The sequence below is a fragment of the Nonomuraea sp. NPDC046570 genome (assembly GCF_040645915.1).
GTDB lineage: Bacteria > Actinomycetota > Actinomycetes > Streptosporangiales > Streptosporangiaceae > Nonomuraea.
Genome location: NZ_JBEYZF010000060.1, coordinates 1 through 23,280, shown reverse-complemented (window position 1 = coordinate 23,280; position 23,280 = coordinate 1). Strand labels below are relative to the sequence as shown.

At 72.6% G+C, this 23,280-nt stretch carries 27 protein-coding genes; 15 read left to right on the top strand and 12 right to left on the bottom strand.

The window, feature by feature from the left end; genetic code table 11:
• The first annotated feature begins 348 nt into the window (after positions 1-348).
• Genes ABZ911_RS40885 through ABZ911_RS40875 form a run of 3 tightly spaced genes read left to right on the top strand, consistent with a single transcriptional unit; the run spans position 349 to position 3,092 of the window.
• Positions 349-603: a Smr/MutS family protein gene (locus tag ABZ911_RS40885; protein WP_358069314.1), complete on the top strand. Its 255-nt coding sequence runs from the start codon at positions 349-351 to the stop codon at positions 601-603.
• A 54-nt stretch (positions 604-657) separates the two neighbouring features.
• Positions 658-1,431, top strand: coding sequence for a cyclase family protein (locus ABZ911_RS40880; protein ID WP_358069311.1), 774 nt, complete (start codon positions 658-660; stop codon positions 1,429-1,431).
• A complete protein-coding gene (locus ABZ911_RS40875; protein ID WP_358069308.1) occupies positions 1,428-3,092 on the top strand; it encodes a thiamine pyrophosphate-binding protein in 1,665 nt (554 codons plus the stop codon). The genes ABZ911_RS40880 and ABZ911_RS40875 overlap by 4 nt, the downstream gene beginning before the upstream one ends.
• A 10-nt stretch (positions 3,093-3,102) precedes the next feature.
• Here the strand turns inward: ABZ911_RS40875 and dhaM are convergent, their stop codons facing one another.
• Genes dhaM through dhaK form a run of 3 tightly spaced genes read right to left on the bottom strand, consistent with a single transcriptional unit; the run spans position 3,103 to position 5,097 of the window.
• Complete coding sequence (gene dhaM, locus ABZ911_RS40870; protein ID WP_358069305.1) at positions 3,103-3,477, bottom strand: dihydroxyacetone kinase phosphoryl donor subunit DhaM; 375 nt, start codon at positions 3,475-3,477, stop codon at positions 3,103-3,105.
• A gap of 13 nt (positions 3,478-3,490) precedes the next feature.
• On the bottom strand, positions 3,491-4,105 hold the full coding sequence (dhaL, locus tag ABZ911_RS40865; RefSeq protein WP_358069302.1) for a dihydroxyacetone kinase subunit DhaL: 615 nt from the start codon (positions 4,103-4,105) through the stop codon (positions 3,491-3,493).
• Positions 4,105-5,097 (bottom strand): dihydroxyacetone kinase subunit DhaK, encoded by a 993-nt coding sequence (gene dhaK, locus ABZ911_RS40860; RefSeq protein ID WP_358069299.1) that lies wholly within the window; start codon positions 5,095-5,097, stop codon positions 4,105-4,107. Before dhaK ends, dhaL begins: the two co-directional genes overlap by 1 nt.
• Before the next feature lie 119 nt (positions 5,098-5,216).
• Between dhaK and ABZ911_RS40855 the strand changes: the two genes are divergently transcribed.
• On the top strand, positions 5,217-5,960 hold the full coding sequence (locus tag ABZ911_RS40855; RefSeq protein ID WP_358069296.1) for a lysophospholipid acyltransferase family protein: 744 nt from the start codon (positions 5,217-5,219) through the stop codon (positions 5,958-5,960).
• Here ABZ911_RS40855 and ABZ911_RS40850 read toward each other — a convergent pair.
• Both ABZ911_RS40850 and ABZ911_RS40845 read right to left on the bottom strand, forming a co-directional pair.
• Positions 5,957-6,769: a serine/threonine-protein kinase gene (locus ABZ911_RS40850; protein WP_358069294.1), complete on the bottom strand. Its 813-nt coding sequence runs from the start codon at positions 6,767-6,769 to the stop codon at positions 5,957-5,959. The two genes, ABZ911_RS40855 and ABZ911_RS40850, sit on opposite strands and share 4 nt — an antisense overlap.
• A 97-nt stretch (positions 6,770-6,866) precedes the next feature.
• Positions 6,867-7,613 carry a hypothetical protein gene (locus ABZ911_RS40845; RefSeq protein ID WP_358069291.1) on the bottom strand — a complete coding sequence of 249 codons (747 nt, stop codon included), beginning with the start codon at positions 7,611-7,613 and terminating at the stop codon, positions 6,867-6,869.
• A gap of 124 nt (positions 7,614-7,737) precedes the next feature.
• On the opposite strand from ABZ911_RS40845, the gene ABZ911_RS40840 reads away from it, so the two are divergent.
• The gene (locus tag ABZ911_RS40840; protein ID WP_358069288.1) at positions 7,738-8,460 is read left to right on the top strand and encodes a tyrosine-protein phosphatase; all 723 of its coding nucleotides are present in this window, start codon (positions 7,738-7,740) and stop codon (positions 8,458-8,460) included.
• Between the two features lies 1 nt (position 8,461).
• On the opposite strand, the gene ABZ911_RS40835 is transcribed toward ABZ911_RS40840, so the two are convergent.
• Together ABZ911_RS40835 and ABZ911_RS40830 are read right to left on the bottom strand one after the other, a co-directional pair.
• Positions 8,462-9,109, bottom strand: coding sequence for a hypothetical protein (locus ABZ911_RS40835; RefSeq protein WP_358069285.1), 648 nt, complete (start codon positions 9,107-9,109; stop codon positions 8,462-8,464).
• A gap of 148 nt (positions 9,110-9,257) precedes the next feature.
• The gene (locus ABZ911_RS40830) at positions 9,258-10,244 is read right to left on the bottom strand and encodes a hypothetical protein (RefSeq protein ID WP_358069282.1); all 987 of its coding nucleotides are present in this window, start codon (positions 10,242-10,244) and stop codon (positions 9,258-9,260) included.
• Between the two features lie 158 nt (positions 10,245-10,402).
• On the opposite strand from ABZ911_RS40830, the gene ABZ911_RS40825 reads away from it, so the two are divergent.
• Positions 10,403-11,605, top strand: coding sequence for a histidine kinase (locus ABZ911_RS40825; protein ID WP_358069279.1), 1,203 nt, complete (start codon positions 10,403-10,405; stop codon positions 11,603-11,605).
• On the top strand, positions 11,602-12,273 hold the full coding sequence (locus ABZ911_RS40820) for a response regulator transcription factor (RefSeq protein WP_358069276.1): 672 nt from the start codon (positions 11,602-11,604) through the stop codon (positions 12,271-12,273). Before ABZ911_RS40825 ends, ABZ911_RS40820 begins: the two co-directional genes overlap by 4 nt.
• Before the next feature lie 9 nt (positions 12,274-12,282).
• Here ABZ911_RS40820 and ABZ911_RS40815 read toward each other — a convergent pair whose 3' ends face one another.
• Positions 12,283-12,765, bottom strand: coding sequence for a hypothetical protein (locus ABZ911_RS40815; RefSeq protein ID WP_358069273.1), 483 nt, complete (start codon positions 12,763-12,765; stop codon positions 12,283-12,285).
• Positions 12,762-13,283, bottom strand: coding sequence for a sigma-70 family RNA polymerase sigma factor (locus ABZ911_RS40810; protein ID WP_358069270.1), 522 nt, complete (start codon positions 13,281-13,283; stop codon positions 12,762-12,764). Before ABZ911_RS40810 ends, ABZ911_RS40815 begins: the two co-directional genes overlap by 4 nt.
• Before the next feature lie 162 nt (positions 13,284-13,445).
• Between ABZ911_RS40810 and ABZ911_RS40805 the strand changes: the two genes are divergently transcribed.
• The 3 genes from ABZ911_RS40805 to ABZ911_RS40795 all read left to right on the top strand — a co-directional run bounded on the left by ABZ911_RS40805 (position 13,446) and on the right by ABZ911_RS40795 (position 15,245).
• Positions 13,446-13,892 (top strand): MarR family winged helix-turn-helix transcriptional regulator, encoded by a 447-nt coding sequence (locus ABZ911_RS40805; protein WP_358069267.1) that lies wholly within the window; start codon positions 13,446-13,448, stop codon positions 13,890-13,892.
• Between the two features lie 65 nt (positions 13,893-13,957).
• Complete coding sequence (locus tag ABZ911_RS40800) at positions 13,958-14,416, top strand: hypothetical protein (protein WP_358069264.1); 459 nt, start codon at positions 13,958-13,960, stop codon at positions 14,414-14,416.
• Positions 14,417-14,498: 82 nt separating this feature from the next.
• Positions 14,499-15,245, top strand: coding sequence for an IclR family transcriptional regulator (locus ABZ911_RS40795; RefSeq protein WP_358069261.1), 747 nt, complete (start codon positions 14,499-14,501; stop codon positions 15,243-15,245).
• On the opposite strand, the gene ABZ911_RS40790 is transcribed toward ABZ911_RS40795, so the two are convergent.
• Positions 15,196-15,981, bottom strand: a complete 786-nt coding sequence (locus tag ABZ911_RS40790) for an IclR family transcriptional regulator C-terminal domain-containing protein (RefSeq protein ID WP_358069259.1) — start codon at positions 15,979-15,981, stop codon at positions 15,196-15,198. The two genes, ABZ911_RS40795 and ABZ911_RS40790, sit on opposite strands and share 50 nt — an antisense overlap.
• Before the next feature lie 100 nt (positions 15,982-16,081).
• Here ABZ911_RS40790 and ABZ911_RS40785 point away from each other — a divergent pair, with 100 nt between their 5' ends.
• Genes ABZ911_RS40785 through ABZ911_RS40775 form a run of 3 tightly spaced genes read left to right on the top strand, consistent with a single transcriptional unit; the run spans position 16,082 to position 20,407 of the window.
• Positions 16,082-17,617: an APC family permease gene (locus ABZ911_RS40785; protein WP_358069256.1), complete on the top strand. Its 1,536-nt coding sequence runs from the start codon at positions 16,082-16,084 to the stop codon at positions 17,615-17,617.
• Positions 17,607-19,073, top strand: coding sequence for a GMC family oxidoreductase (locus ABZ911_RS40780; protein ID WP_358069253.1), 1,467 nt, complete (start codon positions 17,607-17,609; stop codon positions 19,071-19,073). Before ABZ911_RS40785 ends, ABZ911_RS40780 begins: the two co-directional genes overlap by 11 nt.
• Complete coding sequence (locus ABZ911_RS40775; RefSeq protein ID WP_358069250.1) at positions 19,070-20,407, top strand: aldehyde dehydrogenase family protein; 1,338 nt, start codon at positions 19,070-19,072, stop codon at positions 20,405-20,407. Before ABZ911_RS40780 ends, ABZ911_RS40775 begins: the two co-directional genes overlap by 4 nt.
• A 7-nt stretch (positions 20,408-20,414) precedes the next feature.
• Here ABZ911_RS40775 and ABZ911_RS40770 read toward each other — a convergent pair whose 3' ends face one another.
• Entirely contained in the window at positions 20,415-21,191 is a 777-nt protein-coding gene (locus ABZ911_RS40770) for a phytanoyl-CoA dioxygenase family protein (protein ID WP_358069247.1), read from the bottom strand.
• Between the two features lie 184 nt (positions 21,192-21,375).
• On the opposite strand from ABZ911_RS40770, the gene ABZ911_RS40765 reads away from it, so the two are divergent.
• Positions 21,376-21,822 carry a nuclear transport factor 2 family protein gene (locus ABZ911_RS40765; RefSeq protein ID WP_358069245.1) on the top strand — a complete coding sequence of 149 codons (447 nt, stop codon included), beginning with the start codon at positions 21,376-21,378 and terminating at the stop codon, positions 21,820-21,822.
• 71 nt (positions 21,823-21,893) lie between these two features.
• Here ABZ911_RS40765 and ABZ911_RS40760 read toward each other — a convergent pair whose 3' ends face one another.
• On the bottom strand, positions 21,894-22,250 hold the full coding sequence (locus tag ABZ911_RS40760) for an antibiotic biosynthesis monooxygenase family protein (protein WP_358069242.1): 357 nt from the start codon (positions 22,248-22,250) through the stop codon (positions 21,894-21,896).
• A 156-nt stretch (positions 22,251-22,406) separates the two neighbouring features.
• Here ABZ911_RS40760 and fabG point away from each other — a divergent pair, with 156 nt between their 5' ends.
• Positions 22,407-23,192, top strand: a complete 786-nt coding sequence (gene fabG, locus ABZ911_RS40755) for a 3-oxoacyl-ACP reductase FabG (protein ID WP_358069239.1) — start codon at positions 22,407-22,409, stop codon at positions 23,190-23,192.
• Positions 23,193-23,280 lie beyond the last annotated feature (88 nt).

Here is a 23,280-nt window from a genome sequence, read left to right as displayed (position 1 = left end):
GAGTGGCTACGCGGTGGGCGCTTCATCACGGTCGGCGTGGTCTGCTGCCCGAACAGACACGTGAACCATCCATGCCCAACCGCTCGTTGACGCCAGCCCCCAACCGGGCCGGGCCCGCCGTACGCCACCTATTTCACGTACACGGCTGCACACATGACGTACAGACAGAGCAGGCCCCCGACCGTAGGCGGGAGCCTCCTCTACCGGAACAGCCTCAGGGCTGACCGATCCGCGGCAGGTGTTGGACGCCTGTTCGTGACAGAACTGAGGGCCGTAGCCTGACTGTGCTGTCTTCGTGCTGACGCAAGATATGTATGAGTAGACGAACTGCCTGGTGAAGGGGATGTTTTGAAGCTGAAGCTGGACCTCCACGACATCTACAACAAGGGTGGCCAGATCGACCGCGCGCTGCGCGGCATCATCGACGAGGCCCTGCGGACCAAGGCCACCGAAGTCGAGATCATCCCTGGCAAGGGCTCGGGACAGCTCAAGAAGAAGGTGCTGCGCTTCCTGGAGCAGAAGGAGATCAAGGCGCTCTACCACCGCATCGACAAGGACGCCAAGAACCACGGCCGCCTGTTCGTGTACTTCCGGCACAGGTAGCGGCGCGGCCCTTGGACGGGGGAGGATGCGGGAGGCCCAACCAAGGAGGAAGCGATGTCGGTGTTGAAGAGCCTGGTGGACGGCGTGCGCGGCGGCTCGATCGAAGTGGTGGACCTCACCGCGCCCCTCACGTCCGAGACGCCGATCCTCCAGCTCCCCGAGCCGTTCGGGAACACCATCCCCTTCCGCCTCGAGGAGATCAGCCGCTACGACGACCGCGGCCCCGCCTGGTACTGGAACGACATCCACACCGGCGAGCACACCGGCACCCACTTCGACGCCCCCGTGCACTGGGTCACCGCGCGTGACGGCTTCGACGTCTCCCAGGTGCCCGCCGCCCAGCTGCTGGCCCCGGCCGTGGTGCTCGACTTCGCCGCCGAGGCGGGCAAGGACCCCGACTTCCTGCTCCAGGTGGAGCACGTCCAGGAGTGGGAGCGGGTCAACGGGGCGCTGCCCGACGGCGGCTGGCTGCTGTACCGGACCGGCTGGGACGCCAGGTCCGACGACCAGGCCAGGTTCCTGAACGCCGACGAGAGCGGCCCGCACACCCCCGGCATCTCGGTCGAATGCGCCCGCTGGCTGGCCGAGCGGACGCCCATCCTCGGCGTCGGCGTGGAGACGGTGGGCACCGACGCGGGCGCCGCGCACTCCTTCGACCCGGCCTTCCCCTGCCACTCGTTCCTGCTCGGCGCCGGAAAGTACGGCCTGACCCAGCTCCGCAACCTCGACCGGCTGCCGGTGACCGGCGCGGTCGTCGTCGCGCCGCCGCTGCCCATCGTCGGCGGCTCCGGCAGCCCCGTCCGCGTCCTCGCCCTGGTGGAACGTTGATCGTCGCCCAGGTCGTCGGCAAGGTGCTGGCCGAACTCGGCGCCGAGACGGCCTTCGGGGTGGTCGGCAGCGGCAACTTCCACCTCACCAACGCCCTCGTGGAGCACGGCGTGCGCTTCGTCGCCGCCCGCCACGAAGGCGGCGCGGCGACCATGGCCGACGCCTACGCCCGCATGTCCGGGCGCGTCGGCGTGCTCAGCGTGCACCAGGGGCCGGGCCTGACCAACGCGATGACCGGCCTCGCCGAGGCGGCCAAGAGCCGTACGCCGCTGGTCGTGCTGGCCGGCGAGGTCACCGACCCGCGCTCGAACTTCCACGTCGACCAGGACGCGCTGGCCCGCGCCGTCGGCGCCGTGCCGATGCGGATCGGCCAGGCCCGCGACGCGATCGAGGGCACCGTAGAGGCGTTCGCCACGGCCTCCCGCGACCGGCGCACCGTCCTGCTCAACCTGCCGCTGGACGTCCAGGGCGAGATCGTCCGGGGCGAGGGCGTCATCGTGGCCGACCTGCTCGCCCAGGTGGTGCACAACGCCAAGGTCTTGGCCGGGACGCCGGTGGGCGGGTTCGACGTGCCGTCGGCGGTGCTGCTGGCCGAGCTGCTCGCATCGGCGCGCAGGCCGGTGTTCGTCGCCGGGCGCGGCGCCAGGGCCGCCCGCGCCGAGCTGGAGGAGCTGGCCGACCGCACCGGCGCGCTGCTGGCCACCTCGGCCGTCGCCAGAGGCCTGTTCCGGGGCAGCCCGTGGGACCTGGACGTGAGCGGCGGCTTCGCCACGCCGCTGACCGCCGAGCTGATCCGCGGCGCGGACGTGATCGTCGGCTGGGGCTGCGCGCTGAACATGTGGACCACCCGCCACGGCTCCCTGGTCGGCCCGGACGCCAAGCTCGCCCAGGTCGACCTCGACACCGACGCGATCGGCCGGCACCGTTCCGTCCACCTGGGCGTGACCGGTGACGTCGGCTGGACCGCCCGCGCCACCACGGCGCTCATCGACACGCCCGGGGCCGGCTACCGGTCCCCGGCCGTGGCCGCGCGGATCGCCACCGAGGGCAGGTGGCGGCAGGTGCCGTACAGCGACGAGAGCGGCGGCGGGCGGATCGACCCGAGGACGCTCACCGTCGGCCTGGACGATCTGCTGCCCGCCGAACGCGTCGTCGCCACCGACTCGGGGAACTTCATGGGCTATCCCGCGATGTTCCTGGACGTGCCCGACGAGAACGGGTTCTGCTTCACCCAGGCGTTCCAGTCGATCGGCCTCGGCCTGGCCACCGCCGTCGGCGCGGCCCTCGCCCGCCCCGACCGGCTGCCCGTCGCGGCCCTCGGCGACGGCGGCGCCCTGATGGGCGCCGCCGAACTGGAGACGGTGGTACGGCTCGGCCTGCCGATGGTGATCGTCGTCTACGACGACGAGGCGTACGGCGCGGAGGTGCACCACTTCGGCCCCGCCGGCCACCCGCTCGGCACGGTCACCTTCCCGCCCGCCGACTTCGCCGCCCTCGCCCGCGGGTACGGCTGCGCCGCGGTCACCGTCACCCGGCCGGAGGGCCTGTCGGGCGTCGCCGACTGGCTCAAGGGCCCGCGCGACCGCCCTCTCCTGGTCCACGCCAAGGTGACGAAGGACCACGCCTCCTGGTGGCTGGAAGAGGCCTTCCGCGGCCACTGAGCCGCCCCGGTCATGTCTTGCGGAAGGCGCGGGCCTCCTCGGCCGCGGCCAGGACGTCCGCCAGTGAGCCGCCCGCCCCCGCCGCCACCGCCGCCGCGATCGCCCCCTCGACGAACGGCACGTCCGCCAGCACCACCCGGCCCGGCTCCTCCAGCAGCCGCGCGGTGAGCACCGAGCTGCCCAGGTCGGGCACGAGCAGCACCCCGTCGCCGCCGTCGGCCGCCTCGACGGCGGCGGCGACCAGGTCCACGCTGGTCCCCAGCCCGCCGTCCTCGGTGCCGCCCGCGCCCAGCACCGGCACCTCGTCACCGGCGATCCCGCGCGCCAGCGCCGCCGCCTCGGACGCCAGCGCGGCACTGTGCGACACGAGCACGATGCCTACCATCGGGGCCTCCGAGTCACGCGCACAGGGCGGCGACGATCAGGGCGGCTGAGGCGGCGCCCGGGTCCTCGTGGCCGATGCTGCGCGGGCCCAGGTAGCTGGCCCGGCCCTTGCGCGCCCGCAGCGGGATCGTGGCCCGCGCGCCCTCCGCCGCCGCGCGCGCCGCCCTTTCCAGGGCCGCCCGCTCCTTGTCGCCCTCGCGTACCGCGTCGGTCAGCTCCCTGACCGCCGGAGCCAGCGCGTCGACCATCGTCTTGTCCCCTTCGGCCGCCCCGCCCAGCCGCCGTACCGTCTCGACCGCCGACTCCAGGGCCGTCGCCAGGTCCGCGAGCGACACCTCGCGCGCGTCGCCGAGGGACCGGCCGAGCTGCCGGAACGCCGAGCCGTACAGTGGGCCGGAGGCGCCGCCGACTCTGCGGATCAGCGTGTTGCCGACGAGGGTGAGCGCCTGGCCCGGGGTCTGCGGCGGGGTGTCGGACAGGGCCTGCCGTACCGCGGTGAAGCCCCGGTCGAGGTTGGTGCCGTGGTCGGCGTCGCCGATCGCGGCGTCCAGGCGGGTCAGCCGGTCGCGGCAGAGGGCGAGGGTTCTGATGATCTCCTCGATCCAGGCGGTGAAGAACGTGACGTCCATCAGCGCCCCCAGCGCAGCGCGGGAGTGTGCACGGGCGCGTCCCAGAGGCCGGTCAGCTCGTCCGACAGGTGGCAGACGGTGACGGAGAAGCCCTGCATGTCCAGGCTGGTGACGTAGTTGCCGACCAGGCTGCGGACGATCCGCGCGCCCCGGCCGCGGATGTACGCCTCGACCTCGGCGAAGACGATGTACAGCTCGATCAGCGGGGTGCCGCCCATGCCGTTCACCATCACCAGCAGGTCGCCCGCCAGCGGCTGGTCGCCGTGGATGGCGTCCATCGCGATCGCGGCCAGCTCCCGGGCGGGCGCGGCGCCCGCCCGGGACCTGCCGGGCTCGCCGTGGATGCCGATGCCCAGCTCCACCTCGGAGCCGGGCAGGTCGAAGGTGGGTTTCCCGGCCGCGGGGGTGGTGCAGGAGGTCAGCGCGATGCCGAAGCTCCTGCTGCGCGCGTTCACCTCGGCGGCCGTCGCCGCCACCCGCTCCAGCGGCGCGTCCGACTCGGCGAGCGCTCCGGCGATCTTCTCCACGAACACGGTGGCGCCGGTGCCGCGGCGTCCGGCGGTGTAGAGGGAGTCCTGGACGGCCACGTCGTCGTCGACGAGCACGGGCAGCACGCGCACGCCCTCGTCGGCGCAGAGCTCGGCGGCCATCTCGAAGTTCAGCACGTCACCGGTGTAGTTCTTGACGACGTGCAGCACGCCGGCGCCGGCGTCGACGGCCTTGGTGGCCGTGATGATCGGGTCGGGGGCGGGCGAGGTGAAGATCTCGCCGGGGCAGGCGGCGTCGAGCATGCCGTACCCGACGAATCCGGTGTGCAGCGGCTCGTGTCCGGAGCCTCCGCCCGAGACCAGCCCCACCTTGCCCGCGCGGGGCGGCGTGGCGCGGCGGACCATGCCCGCCGCGACGTCGACCCGGAGATCCTCGTGGGCGGCGGCCATCCCGGTCAGCGCGTCGGATACCACCGAATCGGCATGGTTGATGAGTTTCTTCATGGTGCGGGCCCTCCCTTCGGAGACAACTTCTGCCCGTTTTCCCATGGCGGCAAGCGTTGCGGGAGTGGCCGGGAAGGGCGGAGTCGCTGGTGGGCCGCCGCCTAAGCTACCTTCTGCACATGGCTGAGATCGTGTACCCGCCGGTGCTCCTCGCCGCGCGGACCCTCTTTCGCGCGCTCGACATCCGCTTCCACCTGGAGGGGACCGAGAACGTTCCGCGCTCGGGCGGTGCGGTGCTGGTCAGCAACCACATCAGTTACCTGGACTTCATCTTCGCCGGCTTCGGTGCGCTGCCGGCCAAGCGGCTGGTCCGGTTCATGGCCAAGAAGGAGGTCTTCGACCACCGCGTCTCCGGGCCGCTGATGCGCGGCATGCACCACATCCCGGTGGACCGGGGCGCGGGCGCGGGCTCGTACGCCACGGCGCTGCGGATGCTGAAGGCGGGCGAGGTGGTGGGGGTGTTCGCCGAGGCGACGATCAGCCGCTCGTTCACGGTCAAGGACATCAAGAACGGCGCCATCCGGATGGCCCAGGCGACGAACGTGCCGCTGATCCCGGTCGGGCTGTGGGGCAGCCAGCGGCTGTGGACCAAGGGCAGGCCGAAGCGGCTGACCCAGCGGCACGTGCCGATCACCATCCTGGTCGGCGAGCCGATGTACCCCAAGCGCGGCGAGAACATGGGCGATCTCACCACCGAGCTGCACACCCGCATGTCCGGCCTGCTGGACCGGGCGCAGCGCACCTACCCGGAGATCCCGCAGGGCGTGTGGTGGCAGCCCGCCCACCTCGGCGGCACCGCGCCGACCCCCGAGGAGGCCGCCGAGATGGACGCCGCCGAGGCGGCCAACCGGCGCGAGGACTAGATCGCGGTCAGGTAGCCGGCCGTCGCGGCGCGCACGGCGGCCAGCAGCCCGGCCGTCTGCTGCGCCGACGGCCGCCTGGCCGGATCGTGGTGCAGCAGGCCCTCGATGATCGGCCGCAGCACGCCCGCCCGGCGCGGCGGCGGGAAGCCCGCCTCCATGGCCAGCTTGAGCACGGTCCCCGCGTCCTTCCCCGGGTACGGCGGGCGGCCCTCGACGGCGCTGTACAGCGTCGCGCCGAACGACCACATGTCGCCTTCCTTGGTGGCGATGCCGCCGCGCAGCCTCTCCGGCGCCATGAACGCGGGCGTGCCGCGCAGCCCGCCCGAGCGGGTGCTGGTCATGTCACCCTCGGCGGTGGCGATGCCGAAGTCGGTGAGCACGATGCGGTCCCCGGTCAGCACGACGTTGGCCGGCTTGACGTCACGGTGCAGCACCCCGGCCTGGTGCGCGTTGCGCAGGGCGCTGAGCAGGTGCCTGCCGATCGCCGCCACCGAGGTGTCGGGCAGGGTGCCCACCTGGGAGAGCAGGTCGTGCAGCGACATGCCGTCCAGGTACTCCATGACGATCCAGAGCTTGCCCTGCTCCTCGACGAGGTCGTGCACCGTGATGATGCTGGGATGGGTCAGCCTGGCCGCCAGGCGAGCCTCGCGCAGAACGCGCCTGCGCACCGCCTCGGCCTCGCCGATGAGCGTGAGTTCCTTGAGTGCCACCTCCCGGTGGAGAAGCTGGTCGAAGGCTCGCCAGACGACTCCCATTCCGCCACGCCCAGCCTCCTCCGTCAGGCGATAGCGCCCGCCGATCTCCCGCATGTCATCCCCTCGTCGCTAGGGGTAATCATGTCAAATGATCGCAAACGATAGGACGAGTAGTGAGATCCAGATATGTCTCTCGGGAGGCGTGCCCAGGTCAGAGCGGGATGAATTTTGTCACCGAATCCCAGATCGGCTTGCCGGACGTGTCGTAGATCACGGCGTTGCCCTCGTCGTGCAGCACCAGTTCGGCGCCGGCGCCGGGGGCGGCGGCGGTGCCGGAGCGGAAGGTGATCTGGTGGCGGCGGCGGTCGCGCGGGTCGCCGTACACGACCAGTTCGCCGTCGGGCCGCATCACGCAGACGCTGCCGCGCCTGGGCCTGGTCATTCGCGCCTTGCGGGTGGGCGTGCCGTTCTCCGCCAGCACCAGGACGCCCTCGGCGGTGAGTTCCAGGGTGAACACCCCGCTGGGGGAGCGGATCGGGAACTGAGGCTCGACGGACTCGAACGCGCGCACCCGGTTGTAGGTGGCCGCCCTGATCGCGTTGCCGGTGCAGGGGGACCAGACGGGGCGGTCGTCCTGGGTGTACACGACGAGGTTGCCGTCGTCGTGCAGGACCAGGCGGCAGCCCTCGGGGTGGGCGAAGGGGGGTTGCGGCCAGATTCGGCCGGCGGCGTTCCTGACGGTCAGGGAGAGCGCGCGGTCCATGGTGACCCTGCCGCCGGGGATCCACTCGTCGGTGGCCCACAGCGGTTTGCCGCCCTCGTCGTAGAGGACGAGGTTGCCGTCACTCTGGTAGTCCAGCCTGAATTCGCGCCGCCCCTGCGCGGTCTTCCGCGACAGGAGCCGGTCGCCCGGGGCCATCGACTGGCCCGATCTGAGGACACGCGTACGCTCCGCCATGCGTCCACACACTCACACCAGGACCTTCCGGGCAAGACACATCCGCCAGACCTGCCCCCGCGCCGCGCCTCGTGATCGAGACCCGCGCGACGGCGGGGAAGACGCTTCTGGTTACCTTGGCCGGATGAGGAGACACATCGCGTTCGAGCGTCTGCACAACTTCCGCGACCTGGGCGGCTACCGCACCGGGGACGGGCGCACGATCCGGTGGGGCCGCCTGTACCGCTCCGACTCGCTGTCCAAGCTGGCGGGCGAGGACTGGCGCCGCTTCCAGGACCTCGGCGTCCGTACGGTGATCGACCTGCGCTACCCCTGGGAGATCGACGCCAGGGGCCGCGTCCCGCACGGCGACGGGCTCGCCTACCACAACCTGAGCGTCGAGCACCGGCCCTACGACCAGGCCGCACTGCCCCCGGACACGGACACCGCTCGCTACCTCGCCGACCGGTACGCCGAGGTGGCCCACGACGGCGTCAAGGAGCTGCGCCAGGCGCTGGAGGTCATCGCCGCCGAGGACAGCGCCCCACTGGTCTTCCACTGCGCCTCCGGCAAGGATCGCACCGGCCTGCTCGCCGCCCTCGTCCTGTCCCTGCTGGGCGTCGACGAGGAGACGATCGTCGCCGACTTCGCGCTCACCGGGCTGGCCACCGACCGGCTGGTCGCCGACTGGCACGCCGCCTACCCCGGCCGCACCCTGACCTGGCCCGGCTACGGGCGGGCACCCGCCGAACTCATGCGCCTGTTCCTGGCGGACCTCGGCCCGGTGCACGACTACGTCACCACCAGGCTGGGTCTCGGCGACGACGTGATCACGGCACTGCGCGAACACCTTCTGACCGACCGCTGACCTATCCGGGCCGCGCCCACTCGGCGTTGCTCATCCGCAGCATCCGCAGCCCGATCACCCCGGAACCGGCCAGGAAGAGCAGACCTCCCACCACGGTGCCGACCGGGAAGAAGGGTGCGCCCACGATGCCCGCGAGCATCGCGAAGGGCGCCCACCAGGGCGCCTGGCGCGCGTAGGCCAGGGCCAGGCCGAGCAGGAACAGGCCGAGCAGCCCGGCGAAGCCCGGAATCTGGAACCCGAACAGCGCGCCTGGGTCGGCGAACGCCTCGTCCGCCAGCCGGGCACCCTGCTCGGCGGGCATGGCGCGTTCCAGCCGGGAGTAGAAGAAGTCGCCCAGCATCAACCCCGAGAAGTTCACCACGCCGAGCAGCGCGACCCCGCCGGCGAGGTGGCCGAACACGACCGCGCGGTCCCGGATCAGATGGACCATGCCGATGATCCCCGGGACCAGCAGCACCCAGCTCCAGTGCAGCAGGGAGGCGCTGATCGAGACCTGGCCCGGATACCGGCCGTAGACGCCGATGGTGTCACCGCCCTGCCGGATCGCCGGATCGGCGACGAGGGCCGCCACATGGAGCAGCGGCGCGAGGACGAGGCAGAGCCCGGCCGCCGTTCTGCGGAATCTGCCCGGGTCAGCGAGCACCGACATGAGATCTCCCCTTCGCTCCGCCCCGCACCGGGACGCGAGAGAGACGGTAGGGAGCGCCTCCGGCGTACGTCGTCCCCCGCACGGCTGACCGGGCCTCCCCCGCCAGGCTGCGGAGGTCCGGCCGGTCGCGCGGGCGCGGCGACCGCCGTCACTGCGAGGGCGCGGGCTGTGTGAGCGCCTGATAGAAGATGACCAGGCCGATCAGTGCCGCGCCCCAGCAGAGGAAGCCGCCGTAGGTGAGGGCGATCACCCACAGGTCCGCGCTGCCGGGCGCCGTCGGGAACTCGGCCAGTCCGGCCGCGACGCCGATCGTGGTCACGGCCGCGGGCAGGCCCATGGACAGCAGGCCGACTCCGCCGACCCAGGCGGCGCCGAGCACCAGCGGGCGCGGCACCCACCCCGCCCAGCCGCGGATCAGCGCCACCGCGCACAGCGTGCCGAACAGCGGGACGGTGACGCTGAGATCGGTCAGCGGGCTGTACCAGTGGTGCTCGCCCACCAGCCCGGACTCGTGATAGCCGCCGACCGGGAACCCCAGCGCCCACACCGCCTTGAGCGTCACATAGGGGAGGGGCGCGAGCGCGGCGGCCCACCCGAAGCGGTGGAACCACCGGGTGGCCGCGCGCACGTCGACCGCTTCGGGGCGGGTGCGGAGCTGGTGGGACCGGGCCGCGGCGGCGAACGCGACGACCCCGGCGAGCACGACGAGCTGACCGGCGACCAGCGTCCAGTACGGCTCGGTGGCCCAGCCCGGCAGGCCGGTGAACCACAGGGCGACCCGCAGCAGGTTCAGCAGCAGCAGTTCGCCGCCCAGAGACAGCAGGGCCAGCGCCCCGGACCAGGACGCCGCCAGCAGCCAGGCCCGCCCGATCCGCCGCCCGAAGGGCCGTACCGTGGCCAGCGCGAGCACGGCCAGCGCGGCCAGCGCCGCCACGCTCACCCACCCGGCCCAGGCGCCCAGCTCGGGTAGCGGCCGGTGCTCGCACAGGTCGACGGCGGTGGCCTTGGCGGCCTCCTCGGCGCCGCAGCGGGCGGCGAGCCAGTCGCCGCCCAGCGTCCAGTAGCCGCGCAGGGCCGCGTACGCCGCGGCCCAGGCCGCCGCGAGGTAACCCGCGGCGTGTGATCGTTGTCGCATGGCGTCTTCCGTCCAGAGGTCGTGGGGGAGTCCACGGTTCCCTCCCACACCCCGCTCCCACATCCACCTGGCGGCCACCGTGCGTACGACCTCAGGCATAGGCGGCCAGGCCCCCGGGCGGACGCGTCCCGCGGGCGGCGGTCCTTAGACTCGGGCGCATGTCAAAGATCGGGCGGGCCCGGACTCGCCCGCTGCTCGTCGACACCGCGATCGCCGTACTGGTGGGCCTGCCGCTGTTCGCCTGGAGCTGGTTCGTGCTGCTCGCCGGACCAGGACCGGCACCGCTCGCGCTCGCCGGAGCGTTGCTGACGCAGACCGCGATGGCCTGGCGGCGCACGGCCCCGCTGTCCTCCTTCGGCGCGGTCTCGGCCGGGTGCGCGGCGATGCTGGCCGGCGTCGAGGGCCTGCTGCTGGCGCCCTCGCTGCTGACGTTCCCGTGGTCGCTCTACGCGGTCTGCGCTCACGGTCGCGGCCGGGCTGCGGGATGGGGGCTGGCGGTTGCGGTGCTCGGGTCGGCGGCCGTGGGGGCACGGTTCTGGCTCAACCCGCGGGAGGCCGCGGGGCTGCCTCCGGCGTACGTCTTCGTCTTCCTCCTCACCGTCGGCCTGGTGGCGTGGAGCCTCGGCCTGTGGCGCCGTGCCCAGCGCGCCTACCTGGGCTCGCTGGAGGAGCGGGCCCGCAGGGCGGAGGCGGACAGGGAACAGCGCGCCCGGCAGGCGGTGGCCGACGAGCGCGCCAGGATCGCCCGGGAGATCCACGACGTGGTGTCGCACTCCCTCTCGGTGGTGATCAGCCAGGCGCAGGGCGGCATGTACGCGGTGCGCGCCGATCCCGGCCGGGCGGAGGGGATCCTCGCCACGATCGCCGGCGCGGGACGTCACGCCCTGACCGACATGCGCGGCCTGCTCGGCGTACTGCGCGCCGAGACGCCCCTGGAACCGGACCACCGCGACTCCCAGCCCACCCTGCAGGAACTGCCCGGGCTCCTGGCGGGGACCAGGGCCGCGGGGCTGGAGGTCGGGTTCGAGCAGGACGGTGCCGAGCGGCGACTCAGTCCCGCCGCCGAGCTGGCGGTCTACCGGCTGGTCCAGGAGTCGCTCACGAACACCCTCAAACACGCGGGCGCGGGCAGCCGCGCCCGCGTCTCGCTGAGCTGGGGAGCCGCCGAACTGGCCGTGCGGGTCGAGGACGACGGCCCCGGCGGTACGGCCGGCGGCGCGGGGCACGGCCTGGTCGGCATGCGCGAGCGGTTCCTGGCCTTCGGGGGTACTGTGGCCGTCGGCCCGGCGGCTGGTGGCGGCTTCCTCGTGTCCGGCCGCCTGCCGTACCCGCCGCCGGCCGGAGAGAAGGGAGGACCGTGACGATCCGCGTGTTCCTGGTGGACGACCAGGTGATGGTCCGCGCCGGTTTCGTCATGGTGGTCGAGGCGCAGGCCGACATGGTGGTCGTCGGCGAGGCGGACGACGGCGCCGAGGCGCTGCGGAAGCTCGCCGCCGTACGCGCCGACGTGGTCCTGATGGACGTGCGGATGCCGCGCATGGACGGGGTCGAGGCGACCCGCCGCCTGCTCGCCCGCCCGGAGCCGCAACCGCGCGTGATCGTGCTCACCACGTTCGACCTGGACGAGTACGCGTTCGCCGCGCTGCGCGCCGGGGCCGGCGGGTTCCTGGTCAAGGACGCGCCGCCGGAGGACCTGCTGGCCGCCGTCCGCACCGTGCACCGCGGCGACGCCGTCATCGCCCCGTCCGCCACCCGGCGGCTCATCGACCACGTCGCCGCCGACCTTCCCGTGCCCGCCGACGGCCCCGGCCCGCTGGCCGCGCTCACCCCCCGGGAACGCGAGGTCCTCCAGCAGATCGCGCTCGGCCGGTCCAACGCCGAGATCGCGACCCTGCTGTTCCTGTCCGAGGGGACGGTGAAGACCCATGTGGGCCGGATCCTGGCCAAGCTCGGCCTCCGCGACCGGATCCAGGCCGTGATCTTCGCCTACGAGTCCCGCCTCGTCCGCCCCGGCCCCCGGCCGAGCTGACCCACCGCTTCACGCCTCCTCCTGCCGGGTCAGCTCCCGCTTGCGCCGCAGCAGCACGGCCCGCCGGGCATGGGCTCGTACGGCGAGCACCACGGACACCACGACGAACGCCGCGCCGCCCGCGACGACCCCGGGAAGGCCGGAACCTCGCTGGACGGCGATCGTCGCCACGACCGCGGTCGTCACTACCGAGGCGGTCACGGCGAGCCAGGCCGCGATCACCTGCTCCAGGGCGTACAGCGGCGCCCGCCGCGTCACCACCCACCCCCCATAACCGGCCCAGGCCAGACAGAACACCGTGAACAGGGCGAACGCCAGTTGGGTACGGCCGGGCAGCGGGCCGGGCTCGGTGGCCCACAACGACCCCACGAAGACCGCCCCCGCCAGCCCGGCCACCAGGGGCACGGCGCCACGGAGACGCCGCCACGGGGACATCGACGGCGACAACCGTCCGATCATCTCGTCCGCCGACACGCGCGGCTCATCGGTCATGGCTGGAATCCCTTCTCTCTCAGGTGGTCGCCCAGCAGGCGGCGGGCCCGGTTGAGCCGCGACTTGACGGTGCCGACCGGGATCGCGCAGATCTCCGCGCACTCGCGCAGGGAAAGATCCTCCAGGTAGAACAGGACGAGGATCTCCCGCTCCAGGACCGGCAGGTGGGCCAGCCCGGCGACCAGCTCGGCGCGATCCACCCACGTGGCGATGGCGTCCTCGGCGAGCGGCTCCGCCTCCGACGAGGTCTCGGCCCTGCCGTACTCCTCCCTCAGCCGGTCGCTCACCGCTCGCCTGGCGATCGTGAACAGCCAGGGGGTGAACCGTCCGGGCTCCTTCAACCGGGGCAGCCCCCGCAGGACGGCCAGCCACACCTCCTGGGTCACGTCGTCGGCCCTCTCGGCGCCCAACATGCGCCGCACATACGTCCACACCGGTACATGCCAGGCCCGCACCAGCTCGGCGAGCGCCTCACGCTCACCGAGCCGACAGCGCAGCACCAGCAACTCGTCGGTCATCTCGCTCTCCCGTCACCTGTCATCAGTGAAGTCGGAGAGAAGGGCCGCCAGGTTCACGGTTCTCGTGGCGACCGGTAGGCGGGCGGCCACGTCGCCCACGATGTCACGGCGCGGTATCCCGGTGAGACTGTGGCCGCTCTCGCGGTGCGGGAGACTTGGCAGGTGACCACTGAGAACGGCCAGCCAGGTCCGCCCGTGACCAGCCCCTCCATCGTGCTGCTCACGCTGGCGCGCCGGATCGAGACGGAGCTCAATGCCGCTCTGGCGTCGCTCGATCTCTCGGTCAGCAGGCTCGGGCTGCTCGCTCACATCGCCGGGGTGCCCGGAGCGTCGTTCAGCGATCTGGCGCGGATGTCGGGGACCACGGTGCAGAGCGTGCACACCGCGGTGAAGGCGCTGGCCGGCGCCGGACTGGTACGCGACAACACCGCCCGCGCCGGCTCCGCGTCGGCCATCGAGATCACACCCGACGGCGCGCGCCTGCTCGACGCGGCGAAGGAGGCGGTGGCCGGGGTCGACGACCGGCTGTTCGGCCCGGACGCGGACCCGATCCAGCGGCAGGTCGCCGATGCCGTACGCGCCGCGTTCGAGAGACCCCCCACGCCTTGACCTTCAGTCTGCCTGAAGCTTTCATGTTAGGCTTCAGCTTGCCTGAAGGTTGGGGAGGGAAATCCGTGGAAGAAGTGCTGCTGTCGGTGCATGTGCTCGCCGGCATCGTGTTCGTCGGGGGTTCGGCCGTCGCGACGAGCCTGTTTCCGCGTTACGCGCCACTCGCCGCCGGCCCCGACGGGGGCTCTTCGCCGGAGGTCTCGGGGGAGCGGAACCGGGCCGTGGCCCTCGTACTGCACCGCATCACCCGGGTCTACGGCATCCTCGGCATCGTCGTGCCGGTCGTCGGGATCGCCCTGGGCATCGTGCAGGGCCGGATGGGCGAGGTCTGGATCACCGTCTCGATGGTCCTCACCGCGGTCGCGGGCGGCTTGCTGGCGCTGCAGATCTATCCCCGGCAACACGACGCGCTCACCGAGCCCGACGACGGCGCACGGCTGCGCTCGCTCTCCATGCTCGCCGGCGTCTACAACCTGCTGTGGGCGATCGTGGTGGTCCTGATGATCGTCCGCCCGGGAGCCTAGGCAGAGCAGCGCACTCTTCCAGAGGCGGCCCGCGGTCGGTGGGGCGGGCTTGATCGCCCGCAACCTCGGTATTCTCTGCGGAATGAGCGCTGGAAGCGTCAAGAGCCTGAGCCGGGGCCTGAACGTGCTGCTCGCGGTGGCCGCCGTCGGCGGCCCGTCGACCTCGACGGGGATCGCGGACCGGCTGGGACGCAACCGGGTCCAGGTGTCGCGGAGTCTGCAGAGCCTGGAGGCGGCGGGCCTGCTCACCCGTGACCCGGGTACCCGCGCCTACGGCCTGAGCTGGCGGCTGCGTACCCAGGCGGCGCGCGCGGCCAGGGCGCGGCTCCTGGTGGAGGGGCCGCCGATCCTGCGCGAGGTGGTGGAGGCGACCGGGGCGAGTGCGTTCCTGGCCGAGGTACGCGGCGACGGCTCGGTGGCCCTCCTGGAAGATGTCCCGTCAGGGCTGTCCTGGGTGGGCCGTTCGTACCCGCTGTACTGCGACGACGCAGGTCAGGCGCTGCTGTGGGACTGCACCCGCGAGGAGCTGGAGGCCGTGTTCGCGGGCACCGAGTTCATCGCCTACGGGCCGGCGGCGCCGAGTGGGGTGGCCGAGTTCGAGGCGCGGCTGCTGGCCGCCCGGGAGCGCGGCTACGCGGTCGTGGACGGCGAGTCGGAGCCGGGGGTGTTCGCGGTCGCCGCTCCGGTGCGGGACTTCTCCGGCCGGATCGTCTGCGCCCTGCACACCGAGGGCCCCTCCGCGCGGCTGGCCCCGCTGGCCGACATCCACGGCCAGGTGATCAAGGGGTTGGCCGACCGTCTCTCCGCCCTGCTCGGCTGGCGGCCCTGACCTCCAGGGCCTTCGCGGCCCTCTCCACCGACGCCGCGATCTCCGTGGCGCGCTCGCCCAGCCGGAACAGGGGCACGGCCACGCTGAGCGCGGCCACGACGGCTCCGGACCGGCCGCGCACGGGCGCGGAGAAGTCCACCACATCGTGCTCGAACTCCCGGTCGGCGACCACCACTCCGGCGCCCCGGTCGGCGGCGTTGCGGGCGGCCAGCGCGCGGACGTCGCGGGCGGCCAGCGGCCCGCCGCCGACGAACTCGACCGCGTCGAGCAGCTCGGCCAGCTCCTGCTCGGAGTGGTCGAGCAGCAGCGCCCGGCCCGGCCCGGTGCACCAGACCGGCGTCATCGCCCCGGGGGCCGCCGCCACGTAGGACGACCAGTGGCTGGGCTGGGCCTCGACCGTGAGCGCCATGACCTGTGAGCGCACCGAGAGCCAGGCCGGCTCGTGCCAGCGGGTCACCAGCTCGCGCAGCAGCGGACGCGCGGCGCTCGCCAGGTCCGCGTCGCCCGCCGCCGCGGCGAGCGCGAAGTAGCCGGGGCCGACGCGCCAGCCGCGCCCCTGCCCGTCCCGCTCGACGAGCTCCAGGGCGGCCAGGTCCTTGAGCATGCGGGAGATCTGGGCCTGGTCCAGCCCGAGCTGCTCGGCGAGCTGGGCGTTGCCGGGATAGCCGGTCGAGCCCAGTTCCGCCGCCAGGACCGCGCCGAGCAGGTCCAGCCCCCTGTCGAAGGTCGAAGTCACCGCCACAGCCTAACGCGAACAAATTACGCATGAATAGTTGACGATTGTGCACGCGCTCGACATTATTGCCGCACATCCCCCCTTCAACCGAGGAGCCGCCATGGCATTGGCCGACTCATCTCCGCTCCATCGCGGGCTGCGGCGCTTCGATGTGCTGGCCATGCTGCTGTGCGCGATCGTGGGCCTCGACACGCTCGGTTCGGTCGCCGCGAACGGCCCTGAGGGCCTGACCTGGATGGCCGTGCTCGGACTGCTCTTCTTCGTGCCGTACGGCCTGATGATCGCCGAGCTGGGCTCCGCGTTCCCGGACGAGGGCGGTCCGTATGTGTGGACCAAACTGGCCTTCGGCCGCTTCGCCGCGGGCATCAACCAGGTCTTCTACTGGATCTCCAACCCGGTCTGGCTCGGCGGCTCGCTGTGCGTGGTGGCGATCACCACGTTCGAGGCCTTCTTCCACCCGCTGCCCGGCGCCTGGAAGTACCTGGCCGGAGCGGTCTTCATCGGAGCGGCCGGGCTCGCCGTCCACGCCTCCGTCGAGATCGGCCGCTGGGTGCCCGTCGTGGGAGCCGTCGCCCGGATCGTGCTGCTCGGGTTCTTCGTCGTCTCGCTGGTCGTCTACGCCGTCCGCAACGGCGTCCAACCGCTGTCACTCAGCGACTACACCCCCACCTACCTGGGCCTGGTCGCGCTCACCCCGGTCATCGTCTTCAACTACATGGGCTTCGAAGTCCCCAGCGCCGCCGCCGGGGAGATGACCGACCCGCGGCGGGACGTCCCCGCGGCGCTGCTGCGCGGCGGTCTGGGCTCCGCGCTGCTGTACGGCGTGCCGATCCTGGGCATGCTGCTCGTGCTGCCGCGAGAGCAGCTCACCTCGCTGACCGGGTTCATCGACGCCTGCCGCGCGGTCTTCACCGTCTACGGTGGTCACGTCGCCGCCGACGGCACCGTCGTCCTGACCGGGGCGGGGGCCCTGCTCGCCAAGGTGGCGGCGACGGGCCTGATCATCGGCCTGCTCACCAGCGGGACGGCCTGGGCGATGGGCCTCAGCCGGGCCCAGGCGGTGGCCTGCGCGGACGGCGCGGGACCGCGGTGGCTGGGGGTGATCTCCGCCAGGCGCGGCACGCCGACCCGGGTCAACCTGGTCGCCACCGCGGTCGCCGCGGTCGTGATGACGGTCGCGCTCAGCCTCAGCGACGGCGACGTCCAGGCGTACTTCACCGCGGGCATCAGCCTGGCGATCTCGGCGACCGCGATCTCCTACCTGCTGACCTTCTCCTCCTTCATCGCCCTGCGCCGCAAGTTCCCCGACGTGGAGCGGCCCTACCGGGTCCCCTTCGGCCGCGTGGGCGCGTGGACGGCCACCATCCTCACCGTCGCCACCATGTGCTTCACCGTGTTCGCCCTGGTCTGGCCGGGTTTGGGCGTCGGCTGGTTCGGCACCCCGGGTGACCCGGCCGACTACCTGCCCGCCGGCTTCGAGGGCCGGCGCGCGGCCTACACCGCCAGCCAACTCGTCCCGATCGCGCTGATCCTGGCGACCGGCTGCGTGTTCTACGCCCTCGGCGCGCGCAACCGCCGCGTTCCCTCTCCGCCCTTCACGGCATCCGACCAAGGAGTCACCGCCGATGCTTCCTGACCACGCCGACATCATCGTCCTGGGAGGCGGCACGGCCGGATGCGCCGTCGCCGGACGCCTTGCCCGGCACCACGAGGTACTGCTGCTGGAGGCCGGGCCCGACTACGGCCCCGACCGCGCCTCCTGGCCCGCCGACCTGCTGGACGCCACCACCCTGCCCGCCTCGCACGACTGGGGCTACCGGGGCGCGGGCCGTACCTTCGACCGGTGCCGGGTGATCGGCGGCTGCTCCACCCACAACGGCTGTACGCAGACCACCGGCTGGGCGGGGGACTACGACGCCTGGGCGGCGGCCGGCTCGCCCGGCTGGGACTCCGCCACCCTCCGCCCCCTGTTCGGCAAGGCCGCCGAAGCCCTGGACCTCCGTTCCTACAGCCCGGACGAGATCCAACCCTTCCAGCAGGCCTTCATCGCCGCGGGCGCGGCCCGCGGACTGCCGGTACGGCACGACCTCGACCAGCTCGACGGCGGACTCGGCGTCGGCTGCGCCCCGGTCAACATCACCCCCGGCGGGGTGCGCGTCAACACCGCCTTCGGCTACCTCGACCCGGTGCGCGACACCGGGCGCCTGACCGTGGCCGGCGGTGTGAAGGCCGACCGGGTGGTCCTCGACCGCGGCCGGGTGGTCGCGGTGGACGTCCTGACCGAGGGCGGCCGGCGGCGCCGGATCGGCGCCGACCTCGTGGTGCTCAGCGCCGGCGCCTACGGCAGCCCCGAGGTGCTGCTGCGCTCCGGCATCGGACCGGCCGAGCACCTCACCGAGGTAGGCGTCCCGGTACGGCACGACCTGCCCGGCGTCGGCCGGAACCTGCACGACCACCCCTCAGCCCACCTGGAGTTCGCCGGGACCGCGCGACTCGCCGCCGACCTGGAGGAGTTCGCCCGGACCCGCCTGCTGCCCGACGAGCAGGCCATCGCCAAACTGCGCTCGCCCTACGCCGGGGACGCGCCCTACGACCTGCACGTCTACCCGTGGGTCGAGCGAGACGCGACGCTGGAGCACGGCTGGCGCTGCATCCTGCCGGTCGCCCTGCTGCGCCCCCGGTCCCGAGGCACCGTACGGCTGCGCTCGGCCGACCCCGGAGCCCTCGCCGCCGTCGACCACGCCTACCTGACCCACCCGGACGACCTCGCCGCCCTCGTCCACGGGCTGGGCTGGATGCGGGAGCTGGACCTGTCCCGCTACCTGGGGACCGCGCTGCTCACCCCCGGCCCGGACGTGCCCGGCTGGATCAGGGCCAACCACCAGCACTACTGGCACCCGGCCGGAAGCTGCCGGATGGGCCCGGCCGGCGACCCGGACGCCGTCGTCGACCACACCGGCAAGGTGCACGGCCTCGAAGGCCTCCACCTCGCCGACGCCTCGATCTTCCCCGACGTTCCCCGAGGCACCCCCGCCCTGCCGACCACGGTGGTCGGCGAGCGGATCGCCGAACTTCTCCTGGAGACCCTGTGACCAGCATCGACATCACCGACCCGCGCACCGGCGAGGTCTACGACAGTGTCCCGGCCGCCTCGGCCGAGGAAGTGGACGCCGCCGTCCGCACGGCCGCCGCGGCGTTCGAGGGCTGGCGGAGCCTGACCCCGGGGGAACGGCAGGACGCCCTGCTCGCCCTCGCCGACGCGATCTCCGCGCGCGCGGAGGACCTCACGGCCGCCGAGTGCCGCAACACCGGCAAGGACCCCTCCGAGATGCTGCGGGAGGAGATCCCCGCCGCCGTCGACGAGCTGCGCTTCATGGCCGGCGCCGCGCGCGCCGCCCACGGGCCGCTGGCCGGGGAGTACGTCGCCGGGCACAGCTCGGCGCTGGTCCGCGAGCCGGTGGGGGTGTGCGTGCTGGTCGCACCGTGGAATCACCCGCTGACCTCGGCGATGGACAAGCTCGCCCCCGCGCTGGCGGCGGGCAACACCGTGGTGCTCAAGCCCGCCGAGACCACCCCCATGACCGCCCGCATCCTCGGCGAGATCTGCGCCGAGGTGCTGCCGCCGGGCGTCGTCACCGTGGTGTGCGGCGACCGCGACACCGGCCGCGCGCTCGTCGCGCACCCGGTGCCCGCCCTGGTCTCCCTCACCGGGAGCAGCCGCGCCGGCCTGGAAATCGCGGCCGCGGCCGGGATCAAGCGGCTGCACCTGGAGCTGGGCGGCGACGCGCCCGCCGTGGTCATGGCGGACGCGGACCTGGAGCGGGCGGCCGACGGCATCTCGGCCGCCGCCTTCTACAACGCGGGCCAGGACTGCACCGCGGCCTGCCGGGTGCTCGTCGCCGCCGAGGCGCACGACCGGCTGGTCGCCCTGCTCGCCGACCGGGCGGCCAGGACCGAGGTCGGCCCGCTGAACAGCCGCGCCCACCTCGACCGGGTGCACTCCTACCTCACCGGCCTGCCCGCCCACGCCACCGTCGTCGCCGGGGGCGGCCCGGTGAGCGGACCCGGCTTCTTCTTCGAGCCGACCGTGGTGACCGGAGTGCGCCAGGACGACGCGATCGTGCAGGAGGAGGTCTTCGGGCCGGTGCTCACCGTCCAGCCCTTCACCGACGAGGAGGACGCGGTCCGGCTGGCCAACGATGTGCCCTACGGCCTGGCGGCCTCGGTGTGGACCCGGGACGCGGCGGCCGGCGCCCGGCTGGCCCGCCGCATCGACGCGGGCACCGTGTGGGTCAACTGCCACGGCGTGTACGCCACCGAGATGCCACACGGCGGCTTCAAGCAGTCCGGGTACGGCAAGGACCTGTCCACGTACGCGCTGGATTCCTACACTCGCACCAAGCACGTGATGAGCAGCACCACCTGACCGCCCGTCACTGGTCGAGCCCCACCACGGGGAACCGGTCGTCCGCGAACCGCTCGCCCGGCTCCATCCCCTCGACGTTGTTGCCGTACGACAGCGCGGACGGCTGGTAGACGCTGTCGGCGTCCATGTAGACGGTGGCGACCGAGATCCGCTCCTCGCCACTGGCGTTGGTGCCGGCCATGTGCACGGTGCGCGCGTGGTGGAAGGTGCAGTCCCCGGCGCGCAGGGGGACGGTGACCCGGGGCTGCCAGGTGAGCTCCGGACGCGGCACGTACGGGTTCCCGTCGGCCTCGGTGAACAGGGTGCCGTCGTGCGACAGGTGGGATCCGGGGACGAAGCTCATGCATCCCCGCTCCACCGGCACGTCGACCAGCGCCACCCAGGCCGTCAACGTGACCGGCGCGCCGCCGCTCCAGGGGAAGACGGGCTCGTCGTAGTGCAGGGGGGTGCCGGCCGCCCCGCTGGTCCGCTTGAGGATGATCTCGGACTTGAACATGCGGAGTTTCCTGTCCGCGAGCCGTTCCGCGATTCCGGTGATCCGCGGGTGGAGGGCGAGCCTGCGCAGGGTCTCGCTCTTCTGGTCCGGCCGCGGCACCCAGTCCATGACGTTGCCGTCCTCCTGGTCCCAGGAGATCTTCTCTTCCTGGCCGAGCTGGGTGCGCGCCTCGGCGAGCAGTTCCTTGACCTCTTCCCCGGAAAGGACCCGTGGCACGTGCACGAATCCCCGGCTCCGGTAGTGGAAGACCGTTTCGGCCGACAGAGTCTCGGGCGTGGTGAGGTTCACGCTGGCCCCCTTCGCGAAAGGTTCTAGTCGATCCGCAGCCTCGTCGGCGGCACTCGCGGCCCACTCGACACTTCATCGACGCCCTGGGCTTCGACCGCTTGTCGAAGCGCCTGCCGCACCATGGGGGCGGCTCACCATCCTTCGCCGGATGACAGCCCGGAAACCCAGGAGAAGGAGACAGGCGATGACCATGCGGACCGACACGGCCTCCGGCCCGTCGCTCGAAGCCCTCTACGGTGAGGTACAGCACTTCTACGCCCGGCACATGCAGCTCCTCGACAGCGGCGCGGCCGAGGAGTGGGCGCGCGGGTTCACCGAGGACGGCGCGTTCTGGGCGCCGACCCTGCCCGAGCCCGCCCGCGGCCGCGCGGTCCTGGCGGGCGGGGTGCGCAAGACGGCCGCCGAGCTGGCCGAGGCCGGCGAGACGCACCGGCACCTGATCTCCATGCTGTCGGTGACCCCGGAGGAGGACGGCTCGCTGCGCGTCCGGAGCTACGCCCAGGTCATCGCCACCGCGAAGGGCGGGGAGCCCCGGCTGTACCGGATGTGCGTGTGCGACGACGTCCTGGTGCGCGACGGGGGTGAACTGCTGATCAGCGAGCGTCGTGTCACCCGCGACGACATGCCGTGACCCGTCCCCCCGCCCGCACATGACAGACCCGGCGCTCAACGGCGAGCGCCGGGTCTCGTCATGCCGGGCGGCTACGCGTGAACGTCGCCCGCCGGTTGCCCCGAGTGGAGCCGCTGGGTGTACAGGTTGGGCTCGCTGGTGCTCAGCGCCCGCAGCGCGGCGGCGTGCTGCCGGAACTCCGGGTGCGCGACGGCCTTGCGGAACGCCTCCATGTCCCGCCACAGGGCGATGTTGACGTAGCTGTCCTTCTGGTCCATGTGCCGCAGCAGGGTGTGGTTCAGGAAACCCGGCTGGGCGGCCATGAACGCGGAGGTCTCGGCGAAGACTCGCTCGAAGTCCTCCGGCGAGGCGTGCAGGGTGAACTTGTTGACGAGGGTGACCACACGACCCTCCGCCGCGTTCGTGCCGTTGTCTGCCTGGGCCTGCATCGTGCGGAACCTCCCTTGTCCGCGGGCGGCCTCTGCCGCATCCGATCTGATCGGACCCTGTCGCGGCGGCCTCGAGGGACGCTGGACGACCACTCGGTCAAGTGGCGCTCAAGGGCGGGCGGCCATGCTCGGAAATCGTCAACGGGAGGAGAGGTTATGCCCAACCAGGGGCGGCGAACCGCCATCGTCACCGGGGCGACCAGCGGCATCGGGCTGGCCGTCGCCGAAGTGCTCGCCGAGGCGGGCATGAGCGTCTTCATCTGCGCGCGCACCGAGAACGATGTGACGCAGACCGTCAAGCAGCTGCGCGAGCGAGGATTCGAGGCCGACGGCCAGGCCTGCGACGTGCGCGACCCCGACCGGGTGCGCGCCTTCGTCCGGGCCGCCGTGGAGACCTTCGGGCCGGTGCGCGTACTGGTCAACAACGCCGGCCGCAGCGGAGGCGGCGCCACGGCCGAGATCACCGACGAGCTGTGGCGCGAGGTCATCGACACCAACCTCAACAGCGTCTTCTACGTGACCCGGGAGGTGCTGAGCGCCGGCGGCATGCTGGAGGCCGGCAGCGGCCGGATCATCAACATCGCCTCGACCGGCGGCAAACAGGGCGTGATGTTCGCGGCGCCGTACTCGGCCTCCAAGCACGGCGTGGTCGGCTTCACCAAGGCGCTGGGGCTCGAGCTGGCCAAGACCGGGGTCACGGTGAACGCGGTGTGCCCCGGCTACGTGGAGACGCCGATGGCGCAGCGGGTCCGCCAGGGCTACGCCACGTTCTGGCAGACCACCGAGGACGACGTGCTCGGACGCTTCCAGGCGAAGATCCCGATCGGCCGGTACACGCTGCCGCAGGAGGTGGCCGGGCTGGTGGGCTACCTCTGCTCGGACACCGCCGCGCCGATCACGGCCCAGGCCATGAACGTGTGCGGCGGACTGGGCAACTACTGACGTTCACGAACCCGCGACGTCCGCGCGCTCACCCAGCCGCGCGGGTTGGATGGGCACAACCGCCCGGCGCGCCGCTCCCGGCGCGGCC